The sequence below is a fragment of the Rhizobium sp. TRM96647 genome (genome assembly GCF_025780115.1).
In the GTDB taxonomy this organism is placed as follows: domain Bacteria; phylum Pseudomonadota; class Alphaproteobacteria; order Rhizobiales; family Rhizobiaceae; genus Mycoplana.
The window spans coordinates 106375-122531 of record NZ_JAOXHF010000001.1; the positions used below are offsets into that span (position 1 = coordinate 106375).

Consider the following 16157-nt stretch of genomic DNA (forward strand, 5'->3'; position numbering starts at 1 on the left):
AGCGACTGCCGCAACGCAAAGGCACTGCGGCAAAACCGCACCTACCTTTGAAACATTCCAAGATAGGTTACAATGGCAGAAACCATTCTTGCTTGATGCATGTCAAGTATCACGCAAGGCGAGAACGGCCGGAGCCGTCCTCGATGTGTCGTCAGCCGCAGCCGACCGGCCTCATGCGGCCGCAACCGCCCGTCGGGCCATCACGGCGACGAGGTTGGCCCGATATTCCGCGCTTCCATGGATGTCCGACAGCAGGTCCGACGGATCGGTGGTCACGCCGGCAATCGCCTGCGGTGAAAAATCGCCGGCGAGCGCCGCCTCCATGGCGGCATGGCGGAACACGCCATCCGCGCCCGCGCCGGTGACGCCGACCCGCACGCCGTCTGCCCCTTTGGTCACGAACACCCCCGTCATCGCGTAGCGCGAGGCCGGGTTCGGGAACTTGCAGTATCCGGCCCTCTCCGGCGGCCTGAAAGTCACGGCGACGACGATCTCGTCGTCCGCCAGCGCCGTTTCGAACAGGCCGGTGAAGAAATCGTCCGCGGCGATCTCGCGCCTGTCGGTCACGATCGTCGCTCCCAGCGCCAGCATCGCCGAGGGATAGTCGGCGGCCGGGTCGTTGTTGGCGATGGAGCCGCCGATCGTGCCCATGTGGCGCACATGCGGATCGCCGATCAGCGAAGCGAGATGGGCGAGCGCCGGGCAGGCCGCCTTGATGTCGGAAGACTGCGCAACCTCGGCATGGGTCGTCGCCGCACCGATGCGCACGCTGCCACCCGAGACCGTGATCCCCTTCATCTCGGCGACATGCCTGAGATCGACGAGATCCGAGGGTGCCGCCAGTCTCTGCTTCATCGTCGGGATCAGCGTCATCCCGCCCGAAACATACTTGCTTTCCTCCGAAGCCCCCTTGAGGCGAACGGCGTCTGCGACCGAGGACGCGCGATGGTAATTGGTTTCATACATCTCCGTTCTCCCCTCACTGCGCCGCATGCGCCGCCGCCCACACCTTCTGGGGCGTGGCCGGCATGGTCAGGTCGTTGTTGCCGATTGCATCCGTGATCGCGTTCATCAGCGCCGGCGGCGAGCCGATAGCGCCCGCCTCGCCGCAGCCCTTGATCCCGAGCGGATTGTTGGGACACGGCGTATTCTGGTGCGAGACCTTGAACGACGGCAGGTCGTCGGCGCGCGGCATCGCATAGTCCATGTAGCTGGCGGTCAGCAGCTGGCCCGTCTGCGGGTCGTAGTGCACGCCCTCGAGCAGCGCCTGGCCGATGCCCTGGGCGATGCCGCCATGGACCTGTCCCTCGACGATCATCGGATTGATGATGTTGCCGAAGTCGTCGGCCGCGACGAACTGGACGATCTCGGTCTTGCCGGTTTCCGGATCGATCTCGACCTCGCAGATGTAACAGCCGGCCGGGAAGGTGAAGTTCGACGGATCGTAGAATGCTCCTTCCTTCAGCCCCGGTTCCATGCCGGCCGGAAGGTTGTGGGCGGTGTAGGCGGACAGCGCCACCTGGAACCACGGCACCGTCTTGTCGGTACCGGCGACCTTCGCCTCGCCGTTCTCGATGACGATGTCGCTCTCGTCGGCCTCCATCAGGTGGGCTGCGATCTTCTTCGCCTTGGCCTCGACCTTGTCGAGCGCCTTGACGATCGCCGACATGCCGACCGCACCCGAGCGCGAGCCGTAGGTGCCCATGCCCATCTGCACCTTGTCGGTGTCGCCATGGACGATCGAGACGCTGTCGATCGGTACGCCGAAACGGTCGGCGACAAGCTGGGCGAAGGTGGTCTCGTGGCCCTGGCCGTGGCTGTGCGAGCCGGTCAGCACCTCGATCGTGCCGACGGCGTTCACCCGCACCTCCGCCGATTCCCACAGGCCCACGCCCGCGCCGAGCGACCCGACCGCAGCCGACGGCGCGATGCCGCAGGCTTCGATGTAGCAGCTCATGCCGATGCCGCGCTTCATGCCGCGTCCTTCGGCTTCGGCCTTGCGCGCCCCGAAGCCCGCCCAGTCGGCCTCCTTCATCGCCGCCTCCAGCGAGGCCTCGTAGTCGCCGGCATCGTAGTTCATGATCACCGGCGTCTGGTGGGGGAAGGAGCGGATGAAGTTCTTGCGCCGCAGCTCCGCCGGCGAGACGCCGAGTTCGCGCGCCGCCGTCTCGATCGTGCGCTCGAGGAGATAGGTCGCCTCCGGCCGCCCGGCACCGCGATAGGCATCCACCGGCGCGGTATTCGTATAGACCGCCCGGACATTGGCATGGATCGCCGGGATCGCGTACTGGCCGGAGAGCAGCGTCGCATAGAGATAGGTCGGCACGGCCGACGAGAACAGCGACATGTAGGCCCCGAAATTGGCGATGGTGTCGACCTTCAGCGCCGTGATGCGGTTGTCGCCGTCGAACGCCATCTTCACCGTCGACAGGTGGTCGCGGCCGTGCGCGTCGGTCAGGAAGGCCTCGGTGCGGTCGGACGTCCACTTCACCGGCACGCCGGTGCGCCTGGACGCCCACAGGCAGACGATCTCCTCCGGATAGATGAAGATCTTGGAGCCGAAACCGCCACCGACGTCCGGCGCGATCACACGCAGCTTGTTCTCCGGCGCGACGTTGCAGAACGCGCTCATCACCAGACGGGCCACATGCGGGTTCTGGCTGGTCGTGTAGCAGGTATAGTGATCCTCGCCGACGTCGTAGATCCCGAGCGCGGCGCGCGGCTCCATCGGGTTCGGCGCCAGACGGTTGTTGACGATCGTCATCTCGGTGACGTGGGCGGCGGCTGCGATCGCCGCATCGGTCTCGGCCTCGGCGGTTCCGATCGCCCAGTCGTAGATGAGATTGCCGCCGGCCTCGGGATGGATCTGCGGCTGGCCGCCCCGCAGCGCCGTCGCCGCATCGGTCACGGCCGGAAGCTCCTCGTAGTCGACCACCACGGCCTCGGCCGCGTCGCGTGCCTCGCCGACACTGTCGGCGACGACGACCGCCACGGCATCGCCGACATAGCGCACCGTCTCGTGCGCCAGCGGCCGCCAGGCGCCCATCTTCATCGGGCTGCCGTCCTTGGAATGGATCATCCAGCCGCAGATCAGGTTGCCGATGCCGTCGTCGAGCATCTGCTGGCCGTTCAACACGCCGATGACGCCCGGCATCCCGTCTGCGGCCGAACTGTCGATGCCCCTGATCTTTGCATGCGCGTGCGGAGAGCGCACGAATGCTGCATATTTCATACCCGGCACGACCATGTCGTCCGTATACCGGCCCTTGCCGGTCAGAAACCGCTTGTCTTCCTTGCGCGCCACGCGTGCGCCAATGCCTTCAACGCCCATCAGTCATCTCCTCCCGAGAGAATAGCGAGTAGCGAATAGCCGATGGCGAACAGGATCGAGCAGTTTGCAGGTTGCGCCAGGAAGCGCATCTCCAACTGTTCGCTACTCACTATTCGCTATTCGCCCAGAAATCATTCCGCGGCCTGCCGTCCCGCGCTCATGTCCGAAGCGGCGGCGAGGATGGCCTTGACGATGTTGTGGTAGCCCGTGCAGCGACAGATGTTGCCCTCGAGGTTTTCCCGGACCGTCTTCTCGTCGAGAGTGCCGCCGTAGCGGTTGATCATGTCGACAGCGGCCATCACCATGCCGGGTGTGCAGAAACCGCACTGCAGGCCATGATTGGCCTTGAAGGCCGCCTGCACCGGATGCAGCTCGCCGCCCTGGGCAAGGCCCTCGATCGTGGTGACGGAGGATCCGGCGGCCTGGACCGCCAGGGTGGAACAGCTCTTGATCGACTTTCCGTCCATGTGCACGACGCAGGCGCCGCATTGGGACGTGTCGCAGCCGACATGCGTGCCGGTCAGCCCGAGCCTGTCGCGAATGAAATGGACGAGCAGCGTGCGATCCTCGACATCACCGCTCACCTGACGGCCGTTGACCGTCATCGTAACCTTCGTCATGCGCTTCCTCCCTCGTGACGATGCACGCGCGAGGTACTCGGGATCCGAAAGCGGCTTTTGCGGCGAATTCGCTTACCCGAAACACCTGCGGATTTCCTCCTGCTGCGAGCCGAACCTCCGAACGGCCCTGACATGCGACGACCCTCGACGTCACAGCCAGGCAGCGAACGCATCATTCGACGTTTTCAATTTGCGATCAACCGCTTCTTTTCCCCTTCGGCGAAATCTGTCGCAAAATTGAATCACGACGGCAGACCGGCGCGCTTTATTCACGAGCCAAAAAAATACTTTAAACCCATAGACTTCCCCATTTTCCGCCTTATTGTTCGCAAATGTGACATTGCTTACGGAACAAGCCGGCGCGGCTGGTTTCAAGTGACGTGCGACAGCGGCGGCCTGCGTGTCCCGCTCAACCCTGGAGAGATTTTGATGAAGAAAGCCATTGCGCTCGTGCTGGTCGGCCTGTCGGTCGCCAGCTGCACGCAGACGGAGAAAGGCGCCGGCATCGGCGCGGCGACCGGTGCGATCATCGGCGGCGCGGTCACCGGCAACGTCCGCGGCGCAGCCGTCGGTGCAGCCATCGGCGGCGTCGGCGGCGCCCTGATCGGCCACGTCGCCGATCAGCCGGGCCAGTGCTACTACCGCGATCGCTACGGCCGCCGCTACATCGACGATTGCTGATCCGAAACGGAACACGGCATCGCAGCTTGAACAAGACCCCGGCTTCGTCCGGGGTCTTTTGCATGGATGCAACGGTCGCGACGGAAATCCGCAAGACGCTTCAATTTTTTCCGCTCCCGGGCTAGAACGGCCGTTAATCTTAGGGAAATGCTAACGGGCTAGAGTCAATTCGAGCCTGGGTGGCCTGTCAGACCGTCGTTCGGACTGCAAGTGCCGCACAATCCGGGGAGTGACCGCGTCAGGCGGACGAACCCCGGAAAGGGAAGAGGCAGCAACAGCGGATGCGGCAGCGTATCGACCGGCCGAAATTGGGTATTGCGTTCTTGCGGGCTGGGACAAGTCTTGCGCTTGCCTCGACGCTTGCGATCCTGCCGCTCGCCGCCGAGCCCGCCTTCGCCTTCAAGATCTTCGGCATGCGCTTCTTCGAGAGCGACGAGGAAGAACCTGAGGTCATTGACCCGGTCAACTATACGCTGACCTTCGACGCCGGCACCGACGATGACGAGTTGAAGGGCGTGATCGAGGCGGCAGCACTGCTCAAGCAGAACGAAGGCGAGCCCGTCTCCGGCGACCTCGGCCTCCTGATCAAGGCGCGCGACGATCGCGACCGCATTCTCGCCGCACTCTATGAGAAGGCGCGCTACGGCGGCGTGGTGGATGTCCGCATCGCCGGGACGCCGATCGATTCCCTTCCGCCCGACCCCTCCTTCCCGTCAGGCGCCGTGCCCGTCAGCGTCACCGTCAACCCCGGCCCCGCCTTCACCTTCGATACCGTGACGCTGAAGGGCGACGCCGCCGGCCGCACCCCGGCCGACTATGGCCTCGTCCGCGGCGCACGGGCCGATTCGACGATCATCATCGCCGCCGGCGAGCGGGTGGTGGCGAACCTGAAGGCCGAGAGCCGTCCCCTGGCAAAGCTGACGGACCGGCAGGCGATCGCCGACCACAAGACGAATACGGTCGACGTCATCATCGCGGCCGAAGGCGGACCGGTCGCCGATGTCGGCGAGGTCGGCGTCACCGGGACGAAGGACGTGGATGCCGGCTTCGTCAAATACTATTCGCGGATCAATGCCGGCCAGCCCTACTCGCCCGAGCGCCTCTCCAAGGCGGCCGACCGGCTGCGGCAGCTCGGCGTCTTCTCCAGCGTGACGATCAAGCAGGCCGACAAGCTGGCCCCCGACGGATCGCTGCCGATGACGATCGAGGTCTCCGAAGGCAAGATGCGCTATTTCGGCGCGGGCGCCCAGTTCTCCACGCTCGACGGCTTCGGCCTTCAGGGCTACTGGGGCCACCGAAACCTGTTCGGCAGGGCCGAATCGCTGCGGATCGAGGGCTCCGTCAACGGCATCGGCGAAGGCAACGGCGTCGACGACATCGGTTATACGCTCGGCCTGCTGTTTGCCAAGCCCGGCGCCTTCGGCCCCGCCTCCACCTTTACCGCCAGCATCAAGGCAGCGATCGACGACACCGACGCCTATTATGCCACTACCGGGACGCTCGCCGTCGGGGCGACGTTCGAGTTGAGCGACTACGACACCGTGTCGGGCAGCGCCGAGGTCGCGGCCATGCAGGTGGACGATCCCTTCGGCGACAACTTCTACCTGACGACCGCCATTCCGCTCGAATATGTCCGCGACACGCGCGACAACAAGCTCAATCCGACGACCGGCTACCGGGCGATGATCAATGCCAAGCCGACCTACGAGTTCGAGCGCAGCACCTTCTTCTCGAGCTTCGAGACGGCCGGCTCGATCTACCAGGCGCTCGGGGCGGAAGATCGCGTGGTCCTCGCCGGCAGGCTCGGCGCAGGCACGATCATCGGCGCGCCGAAGCTGTCCGATATCCCGGCGCCGCGCCGCTTCTATCTCGGCGGCGGCGGCACGGTGCGCGGCTACGGCTACCAGGATATCTCCCCGCGCAATGACGACGACGAATTGCTCGGCGGCCGCTCCTATGTCGTCGCCTCGGCCGAGGTCCGCGTCAACGTGACGGAGACAATCGGCATCGTCCCCTTCATCGACGTGGGAACGGTCTCGCGCGACGAACTGCCGGATTTCAGCGACATCCGCGCCGGCGCCGGCGTCGGGCTGCGCTACGGCACGCCTTTCGGGCCGATCCGCCTGGACGTCGCCGTGCCGCTGAACCCCTACGAGGGCGGCGATTCGTTCGGCATCTATGCCGGCATCGGCCAGGCCTTCTGAGCAGCCGGGCCCCGGCGCGCATGGGAGCGCGACGGATTCCCCTGGCCACCGTTTTGCTTTAGGACGTGAATCATGAGCCGGTTCGTCAATATCCTGCTGCAGGGGCTTCGCTATCTGGGCTACGTCGTCGCCCTGCTCCTCGTCGTGATCCTCGCAGCGATCGGTTTCGTCGGCTTCACTGATCCGGGCGCCCGGCTCGTAGCCTCCTTCGTCGAGGATGCGACGGCGCAGTCGGACACCCGCGTTTCGATCTCCGATCCGTCCGGCCTCCTCACCGGCAGCCTGCGCGCCGGCACGATCACGCTCAGCGACCGCGAGGGCGTCTATGCGCAGATCCGCAACCTCGCCGTCGACTGGTCGCCGCTCGACCTCTTCGCCCTGCAGTTCAACGCCGACCGCGTCGCAGCCGAGGCAGTCACCGTCCAGCGACGCCCGGTTCCGGGCGCCGGCGAGCAACCCGCCTCCGAGGGCTCCTTCTCGCTGCCGGTCACGGTCTGGGTCGAGAAGCTCGACATTCCGGATATCCTGCTTGCCGAAGCGGTCGCCGGGCAGGAGCAGCGGCTGCGCCTTGCCGGCAGCGGCGGCTTCGACCGACAGGGCGTGGCACTGAACCTGGCGGTGACCGAGAAGGACAGGCGCGGCGCCTCCGCGGTGGCCGACCTCGTGTTCAACCCGACCGCGAACGAACTGCGTCTGAAGGCCGACGTCGCCGAGCCGCCGGGCGGTATGCTCGCCCGCGCGCTCGGCATTCCCGGCGAGCCCGCCGTCGCCTTGAACCTCACCGGCGACGGGCCGCTGTCGCAATGGGCCGGCCGGCTGACCGCCGCCCTCGACGGCAACGAGGTGCTGACCCTGGACGCCCGCCACGACCTGTCGACCCAGGGATTGCACACCGTCGCGCTGAAAGGCGGCGGCACCTTCGAGGACCTGCTGCCGCAGCATCTGCGCCCGCTCTTTTCCGGCACCACGGCCATCGACGTGACGGCGGCCACCAACGGCTCGAGCCTGCTCCGGATCGAGCGCGGGCAGGTCTCGACCGGCGCGATGACGATGACGGCGTCCGGCGCCTTGCAGACGACCGGCGAGAACGACCTCTCGATCCTCCTGGAAGCAGCGGACGGTAGGCCGCCGATCCCGATCCGGTGGCCGCTGGCCTCGGGCGAACTCGCGCTCGACGTGCACGGCCTGCAACTCGCAGCCTCCGGCCCGGCCGAGGGAACGCGCGTCAACGTCAATATCAACGCCGCCGCCATCGATATGCCGCAGGGGCAACTCGAAAACGTGCTGCTGACGGCAAGCAGCGCCGATTTCAACGTCTCGACGCGGACCGGACACGCCACCGTGACGCTCACCGCCGAGCGCTCGAAGATGCGCGATCCCAATATCGACCGTCTCGTCGGCACGCCGATGAAGGTCACCGCGGCGCTGGCGGTGGCCCCCGACCAGCTGACCTTCGAGCCGGCGACCATCGAAAGCACCAGCATCGGCGGCGAGATCACCGGCAGCTACGGGTTTACCGCAGGCACCGGCAATGCCGCCTTCAAGCTGTTCGCGCTGCCCTCGGTTCTGCCCGAGGCGATGGCGGCGAAGCTGGAGGGCACCATCGGGCTTGACGGCCAGGCCGCGATCGGCCCCGGCGGCGCGGTGTCGCTGTCGCAGCTCCAGCTGCGCTCGAACATCGCCGAGGCCGCCGGCAATGTCGACCTGTCGGACGGCGAAGTGCAGGCGAAGCTTGCGGGGCGCCTGATCGATGCCGGCGCCTTCATCGCCGGCGGCAGCGGCGAGATCGTCTTCGACGCGACCGCCACCGGCCCGCTCGACGCGGCCAATGTCCAGGCAAAGGTCACCTCGCCGCAGCTCGCCCTTTCCGGACGCACGCTCGACGATCTTTCGATCGACCTGACCGGCCGCGCTTCCGCTACCGCCCCTGCCGGCGACTTCACGCTTGCCGCCTCGATGAACGGCCAGCCGATCAAGCTGCGCTCCAGCGTCACCTCCTCGGGCGGCGCAATCGCGGTGCCGACGATCGAGGCGACCGTTGGCAACAACAGGCTGCAGGGCGCGCTGACGCTCGGCGAGAATTTCATGCCGGACGGCACGATCCGCTTCGAGTTTCCCGAGCTTGCCACGCTTGCAGCCCTTGCCGGCCAGAGCGCCACCGGCGATCTCGCCGGCACGCTGACCTTCACCAATACCGACGGCAAGGGCTCGCTCGTCGTCGCAGCCGATGGCAGCGAGATCCGCCGCGACACCGCGGCCATTCTCGGCCCTGCGCTGGAAGCGACGATCGAGGACCTCTCGGCCATCGCCGTCACCGGCACGCTGCGCGCCAATGTCGCCCGTGTCGGCGAAAACGACCTGGAGACGCCGGTCGTCAATTTCAGCCATTCCGGCAGCCTCACCGGCTTCGACGTTTCCGGCCGCTACGAGAACGCGCCGCTTGTCGTGGAAGGCAGCGTCGCCCGGCACGATGCCACCACCGTGGTCGCGCTCAAGGCGCTGGACGCCGTCGTCGCCGGCTTCCCGCTGCGGCTGCAGGAGGCGGCCTCGATCTCCATCCTCGACGGCAACATCGCCTTCGAAAACCTCTCGATCGGCGCCGGCGAGGGCGCGATCACGATTTCCGGCGCCGCCAATCCGGCCGGCCGCAGCAGCCTCGCCCTGACGCTTGCGACGACGGACGGCCCGGCGGAATACCGCATTCCGCTCAAGGATGGCGGCACGGCCACGGCCCGCATCAAGGCAGCGCAACTGACACTCTCCGGCGAACTGAGCGCTGCCGCCCTGGCGCTGACGACAACCGTTGCCTCCCTCGAGACGCCGCAGGGATCGGTGACGAATGCCGACATCACCGTCAACAGCGCGGCCTTCGATCTCATCGGCCGCCGCGGCAACCTCAAGGCCGGAATTTCAGCCGCCGCAATGGATCTTGGAAATGCCGACGTCAACCGCCTGCTGCAGGCACCGCTGAACGTCGCGGCAGACCTTGCCGTCACGCCGGAGCGCGTCAGCTTCAGCAATGCCACGCTCGCCGGCACCGGCCTCGACGCGCGCGCCGACGGGCATTTCGTCACCGCGGACGCATCCGCCGCAGTGAAAGTGGAAGCCACGGTGGCGCCGGACACGCTTCCCGCCGCCGCGGCCGGCCGCTTCGACACGCCCCTCCGCCTGACCGCCGACGTCGTCCGTGGCGGCGATGGCGTCCTCAACGTGCAGTCCTTCGACGTGGCGTCAGGAACCATCAACGCGGAGGGCACCGCCCGTCTTTCCGGCGAGACCCTCGAGGCCAGTCTTTCCGGCACGCTGCCGGACCTCGGAAAGCTTCTCGCCGATGCCCGCGGGCGGGCGACCTTCACCGCCTCCGCCACCGGTCCCGTCAGCGCGCTCGGCGTCAAGGCCGAGCTCCAGTCCAGCGGCGCCGAGCTCGCCGGCCGGACGCTCAGCGATCTCGTCGTCACCGTCGACGGCACCGCCGACCGCAATTCGCCCACCGGGAACCTGACGGCGACAGGCGCCATCGGCGGACAGGCGATCAACGTCAGGACCAGCGTCGCCTCGCAGGACGGCCGGATCTCGATCCCCGCCATCGACGCCCGCATTGGCGAGAACGTGCTGACCGGCGCGCTGACGCTGGACGACGGCTTTCTTCCCGACGGCAACGTCGAGTTCGATCTTCCCGATATCGGCCTGCTCGCGGCCATGGCGGGCCAGCAGGCAAACGGCGACCTGAAGGGCTCGGCGACCATCGACACGGAGAACGGCAAGACTGCGATCAGCCTGCAGGCCACAGGGTCCGGCATCACCCGCGACCAGTTGCGGATCGTCCGGCCGAACATCGACCTGAGGACCGCCGACTTGCGGTCGCTTGCGATCACCGGCAGCGTCCGGGCGGATGCCTTCGCCTCCGGCGCCAACCGCATCGACGCGCTGGCGCTGAACTTCAACCAGCAGGGACCACGGACGCTCTTCGACCTCGGCGCCCGCTTCGACGGTGCGCCGCTTGCCGTCAAGGGCTCGGTGGAGCAGCAGCAGGGCGGAATGGCGATCGCGCTTGATACGCTGCAAGGCACCCCGCGCGGCATCGCACTCCACCTGTCCCGCCCGGCCCGGCTGACGCTGCGCGACGGCGCGGCCACCATGAACGACTTCACCATCCAGACCGGAAGCGGCAACATCGCCGTCAGCGGCACGGCAGGAGAAAACCTCGGCCTCGCCGTCCGCATCAACGCGGTGCCGGCGAGCCTTGCCAACGTCTTCTCCGCCGGCCTCGGCGCCGAGGGCGCGATCGGCGGCACCGTCAACGTCCGGGGCACGGCCGCAGCACCGCAAGTGGCCTACGACCTCACCTGGAACAACGCCGCCACGAGCCACACCCGCGCAGCCGGCGTCGGCGCCCTGACGATCGCGGCCGACGGCCAGTTCGCCAACAACACGGTACGGGTACAGACGCGCCTTTCCGGCCCGAGCGGCCTCGCCTTTCGCGGCGGCGGAACCGCCGGCGTCGCCGGCAACATGCAGCTCGACCTGAGCTTCAACGGCACCCTTCCCTTTGCCCTTTTGCAAAGCCAGCTGGCACAGCAGGGCTTCACGCTCACCGGAAACGCCAATGTCGACCTCAAGGTGACCGGCGCGGCCAGAAGCCCCGCCATCACCGGCACGGTCGCCACCTCCGGCAGCCGCCTCGTCGACGTCCGCCGCAACGTGTCCGTCGAGAACCTGACAGCACGTGTCGCGCTGGACGGCCGCCAGGCCGTCATCCAGCAGCTCAGCGGCAATGTGGCGACGGGCGGCCGGATCACCGCGACGGGGTCGATCGGCACCGTCCCCGGCTCGAACTTCCCCGCCGACATCACGGTCCGTCTCGACGACGTCACCTATGTCGACGGCCGGCTGGTCACGGCAAACCTCGACGGCAACGTCACGATCCGGGGGCCACTCCTGGCAGGCCCCGTCATCGGCGGCCGGATCGACATCAGCAGCGCCAACATCACCATTCCGCAGAAGCTACCGGCCTCGCTCGCCGAGATCGACATCGAGCACCGCAACGCGCCGGCCGACGTCAAGGCGATGGCGGCAGCGTTGCGCGCCGACCAGGGTGGCGGTGGCGACGGCACCAATGTTCGCGGCATCGGTCTCGACCTTGCGATCAATGCACCGAACCGCATCTTCGTGCGCGGGCGCGGCATCAATGCGGAACTCGGCGGCAGCCTGACGCTGCGCGGCACCTCGCTTGCGCCGGCCGTCTCCGGCGGCTTCGACCTCCGGCGCGGGCGGATCGAGATCCTCGCCAAGCGGATCGATTTCACCAGCGGCCATATCGGCTTCACCGGCGGGCTGATCCCGACCATCAATTTCGTCGCCACCTCGAGCGCCAACTCGACGACGATCAACATCAACATCGTCGGGCCGGCCAACAATCCCGCCGTGACGTTCACCTCCTCGCCGGCCCTGCCGCAGGACGAAATCCTGGCGCGGCTGATCTTCGGCCGCTCCATGAACAACCTGTCCGCCTTCCAGATCGCCCAGCTCGCCGCCGCTGTCGCCGATCTCGCCGGCGGCGGCGGTGGGTCGCTCCTCAACAGCCTGCGCAGCAAGCTGGGGATCGACGACCTCGACATCACCACCGATTCGCAAGGGCGCGCGCAGGTCTCGGCCGGCAAGTACCTCAACGACCGGACCTATCTGGAGCTGAAGCAGGACCCCGAGAGCGGCGGCGGCAAGGCGGCGATCAATCTCGACATCGGCCGTGGCGTGAAATTGCGTGGCGAGGCCGGCAGCAACGGCGCCGGCGCCGCAGGCATCTTCTACGAGAAGGAATACTGAGCCGGGCGGCGGGACAAAGCCGGAGATCGGCCCCGCGCGGACCGGTCAGGTAAGCCCGCTCTTCGTCGTCTTCAGCAGGATATTCGTTTCCGTCGAATTGATCCCGTCAATCAGGCGGATCTTGTGCAGGGTCTCGTCGAAAGTGCCGAGGTCCCGGTCTTCCAGCTCGGCGATGAGGTCCCATCGCCCGTTGGTGGAGTGCAGCGCGCGCACCTGCGGCAGCCCGCGCAGTTGCGCCGCCACCCGATCGGCCATCTTTCCCAGCACCTCGATCAGCACGATGGCGCGCACGCCGCTGCCGCTGAGTTCGGTACCGGTGCGAATGGTGAAGGCGGCGATCGTTCCCGACTTCACCAATCGGTCGATGCGGGCGGACACCGTCGCCCGCGACGCGCCCGTCAGCGCCGCAAGCGAGGAGACAGGCGTGCGCGCATTATGACGAAGCGCGCTGATGAGGCTGTGGTCGAGATCGTCCAGCGTTATCATCTTGCCTAACTCACCTTCTCAAAATGCTCATATTGCCCTTCCATCTGTCAGTTTTTCATCTTTTTGCCAACGCGCTGAAAGACAATAATCGCGCAGGATCCGGCATACCGGAATGCAAGCAAACACGCTCTGCGGGGAAGACTGATGGCGACAGCAAAAAAGACCATCGCGCTGATCGGCGCGCCGATCGAGGAAGGCTCGGGACGCCGCGGCGCCGCCATGGGCCCGGCGGCACTGCGGATCGCCGGCATCGACACGACGCTCGCCGAACTCGGCTACACGGTCGCCGACGAGGGCGATCTGCGGCCGCTGCCGGCCCGCGACCTTGCCAACCACCCCCGCGCGAACAACCTCCAGATGGTCTCTGCCTTCGCCCGCGCGCTCGACGCTTCCGTCCACGAGGCCGCGCGCGCCGGCCGGCTGCCGATCATTCTCGGCGGTGACCATGCGCTGTCCATGGGCAGCGTCTCCGGCATGGCCCGCTACGCCGCCGAGATCGGCAAGCCGCTGTTCGTCCTCTGGCTGGACGCGCATGCGGATTTCAACTCCCCCGAGACTTCGCCCTCCGGCAACATGCACGGCATGCCTGTCGCCTTCTTCTGCGGGCAAGCCGAGTTCGCGCCGATCCTGCCGGCGGACCGGCCGATGGTCGATCCGAAGAACGTCTTCCAGGTCGGCATCCGCTCGGTCGACGAGCGCGAGCGCGTCGAGATCACCGAACACGGCGTCAACGTCTATGACATGCGCGCCGTCGACGAGACCGGCATGGCGCGCATCATGCACGAGATCATCGACACGGTGCGCCACGCCGATGGCCTGCTGCATGTCAGTTTCGACGTGGATTTCCTTGATCCCGAGATCGCACCGGGCGTCGGCACGACGGTCCCCGGCGGCGGAACGTTCCGGGAGGCGCACCTGATCATGGAAATGCTCTGCGACAGCGGCCTCGTCGCCTCGCTCGACCTCGTGGAACTGAACCCGTTCCTCGACGATCGCGGCAAGAGCGCACGCATCCTCGTCGAACTGACCGCAAGCCTGTTCGGCCGCCGCATCCTGGACCGCCCGACCCGCAGCGCCTGATCGCCGATACCTGATACCTGGCGCCCGCAAGCTGCGCCCGACCTCCGGAGAAGACCATGACCTCGACCACCGCACGCCTGATCGAGACCGAACACCGTCTCGGCGCCCATAACTACAAGCCGCTCGACGTCGTGCTCTCCCGCGGCGAAGGCGTCCATGTCTGGGACGTGGACGGCAACCGCTATCTCGACTGCCTCTCCGCCTATTCCGCCGTCAACCAGGGCCATTGCCATCCGAAAATCCTTGCCGCCATGGTCGAGCAGGCGCAGAAGCTGACACTGACCTCCCGCGCCTTCCGCAACGACCAGCTGGCGCACTTCTACGAAGAGATCGCGGCTTTGACCGGCTCGCACAAGGTGCTGCCGATGAACTCCGGCGCCGAGGCCGTCGAGACGGCTATCAAGGCCGTGCGCAAATGGGGCTACGAGGTCAAAGGCGTCGCGCGCGACAAGGCCGAGATCATCGTCTGCAACGATAACTTCCACGGCCGCACCATGGGCATCGTCGGTTTTTCGACCGACCCCGACGCCCGTGAGGGCTTCGGGCCGTTCGCCCCGGGCTTCCGGCACGTGCCCTTCGGCGACATCGACGCCTTCCGCGCGGCCATCAACGAAAACACCGTGGCCTTCCTGATCGAGCCGATCCAGGGCGAGGCCGGCGTCCTCATTCCGCCAGCCGGCTATTTCACCGCCGTTCGCGAGCTCTGCACGAGCCACGGCATCACGCTCATCCTCGATGAAATCCAGACCGGCCTCGGCCGCACGGGCAGGCTTCTAGCGGAAGAGCACGAGGGCATCGAGGCGGACGTCACGCTGGTCGGCAAGGCGCTGTCGGGGGGCTTCTACCCGGTCTCGGCCGTGCTCTCCAACACCGAGGTTCTCGGCGTGCTGAAACCCGGCCAGCACGGCTCGACCTTCGGCGGCAATCCACTGGCCTGCGCGATCGCCCGTGCAGCCCTGCGCGTTCTCACCGAGGAGGACATGATCGGCAATTCCGCCCGCATGGGCGAGCGCTTCCAGAAGGGGCTCAGCGAGATCCGCTCCAACATCGTCCGCGAAGTCCGCGGGCGCGGCCTGATGCTGGCGGTCGAGCTCGATCCGGCCGCTGGCGGCGCGCGCAAGTATTGCGAGGCGCTCAAGGCGCGCGGCATCCTCGCCAAGGACACCCATGGCGACACGATCCGCATCGCCCCGCCGCTCGTGATCACCGCCGATCAGGTGGACTGGGCGCTCGAGCAGTTCGAGACCGTGCTGCGCGACTGAGGAATATCGCCCCTTCAGCGACGGGTTGAGCAATCCTTAACCTCGCCCCGGCTATCCTCGCCTCCGGCTATTTGGACCGCGACGAAAACTGGGGCGACAACAAATGACGACTTTCAAGACCGCCGGCTTTGACGGCGAAACGCTGGAGATCATTGCCTTCCGGCTGCACGAGCAGGAATTCTGCGTAAAGACAACGACGATCCGCGAAATCCGCGGCTGGGCGCCGTCCACGCCGATCCCGCATTCGCCGGCCGACGTGATCGGCGTGATGAACCTGCGCGGAACGGTGATCCCGATCATCGATCTTGCCCACAAGCTCGGCATGCGCTCGACCGAGGCCAACGAGCGCAGCGCCATCGTGGTCGCCGAGGTCCACAACATGGTCGTCGGCCTCGTCGTCGACCGCGTCTCCGATATCCTGACCATCCGCGGCGACCAGATCCAGCCGGTCCCGGAAGTCACGACGTCGTTCGACAAGGTCTATGCGGAAGGCATCATCGCCCACGAGAATGGCATGATCTGCTTCCTCAACCTCTCGCGCATGTTCAAGGAACGCGAGATCGAGTATATTGCGGCCTGACCGCACCGCACCGCGAAATTTGAAGATCATTGGCGGCCGGTCGAAAGACCGGCCGTCGTCGTTTTCGCCATGCGGGATGTCCGCCCGAAG

Annotated in this window: 10 protein-coding genes; 6 read left to right on the top strand and 4 right to left on the bottom strand. The window is 66.7% G+C overall.

The genetic code is table 11. The features are described 5' to 3' along the window. Positions 1–171: 171 nt before the first annotated feature. From OCK02_RS00535 to OCK02_RS00545, 3 genes are all read right to left on the bottom strand, one after another. On the bottom strand, positions 172–966 hold the full coding sequence (locus OCK02_RS00535) for an FAD binding domain-containing protein (protein ID WP_263811283.1): 795 nt from the start codon (positions 964–966) through the stop codon (positions 172–174). A gap of 13 nt (positions 967–979) precedes the next feature. Further along, a complete protein-coding gene (locus OCK02_RS00540) occupies positions 980–3331 on the bottom strand; it encodes a xanthine dehydrogenase family protein molybdopterin-binding subunit (RefSeq protein ID WP_263811285.1) in 2352 nt (783 codons plus the stop codon). A gap of 131 nt (positions 3332–3462) precedes the next feature. Next, positions 3463–3951, bottom strand: coding sequence for a (2Fe-2S)-binding protein (locus tag OCK02_RS00545; RefSeq protein ID WP_230805845.1), 489 nt, complete (start codon positions 3949–3951; stop codon positions 3463–3465). Between the two features lie 429 nt (positions 3952–4380). On the opposite strand from OCK02_RS00545, the gene OCK02_RS00550 reads away from it, so the two are divergent. The 3 genes from OCK02_RS00550 to OCK02_RS00560 all read left to right on the top strand — a co-directional run bounded on the left by OCK02_RS00550 (position 4381) and on the right by OCK02_RS00560 (position 12659). After that, positions 4381–4632, top strand: a complete 252-nt coding sequence (locus OCK02_RS00550) for a glycine zipper domain-containing protein (protein ID WP_263811287.1) — start codon at positions 4381–4383, stop codon at positions 4630–4632. 281 nt (positions 4633–4913) lie between these two features. Beyond that, on the top strand, positions 4914–6836 hold the full coding sequence (locus OCK02_RS00555) for an autotransporter assembly complex protein TamA (RefSeq protein ID WP_263811289.1): 1923 nt from the start codon (positions 4914–4916) through the stop codon (positions 6834–6836). A 72-nt stretch (positions 6837–6908) separates the two neighbouring features. Then, entirely contained in the window at positions 6909–12659 is a 5751-nt protein-coding gene (locus tag OCK02_RS00560) for a translocation/assembly module TamB domain-containing protein (protein WP_263811290.1), read from the top strand. A 45-nt stretch (positions 12660–12704) separates the two neighbouring features. Here OCK02_RS00560 and OCK02_RS00565 read toward each other — a convergent pair whose 3' ends face one another. Then, positions 12705–13145 carry an Lrp/AsnC family transcriptional regulator gene (locus OCK02_RS00565; RefSeq protein ID WP_230805853.1) on the bottom strand — a complete coding sequence of 147 codons (441 nt, stop codon included), beginning with the start codon at positions 13143–13145 and terminating at the stop codon, positions 12705–12707. 144 nt (positions 13146–13289) lie between these two features. Between OCK02_RS00565 and rocF the strand changes: the two genes are divergently transcribed. The 3 genes from rocF to OCK02_RS00580 all read left to right on the top strand — a co-directional run bounded on the left by rocF (position 13290) and on the right by OCK02_RS00580 (position 16067). Beyond that, positions 13290–14225, top strand: coding sequence for an arginase (gene rocF, locus OCK02_RS00570; RefSeq protein ID WP_263811291.1), 936 nt, complete (start codon positions 13290–13292; stop codon positions 14223–14225). 56 nt (positions 14226–14281) lie between these two features. After that, positions 14282–15487 (top strand): ornithine--oxo-acid transaminase, encoded by a 1206-nt coding sequence (rocD, locus tag OCK02_RS00575; protein ID WP_263811292.1) that lies wholly within the window; start codon positions 14282–14284, stop codon positions 15485–15487. 103 nt (positions 15488–15590) lie between these two features. Continuing rightward, complete coding sequence (locus OCK02_RS00580) at positions 15591–16067, top strand: chemotaxis protein CheW (protein WP_263811294.1); 477 nt, start codon at positions 15591–15593, stop codon at positions 16065–16067. Positions 16068–16157: the final 90 nt, after the last annotated feature.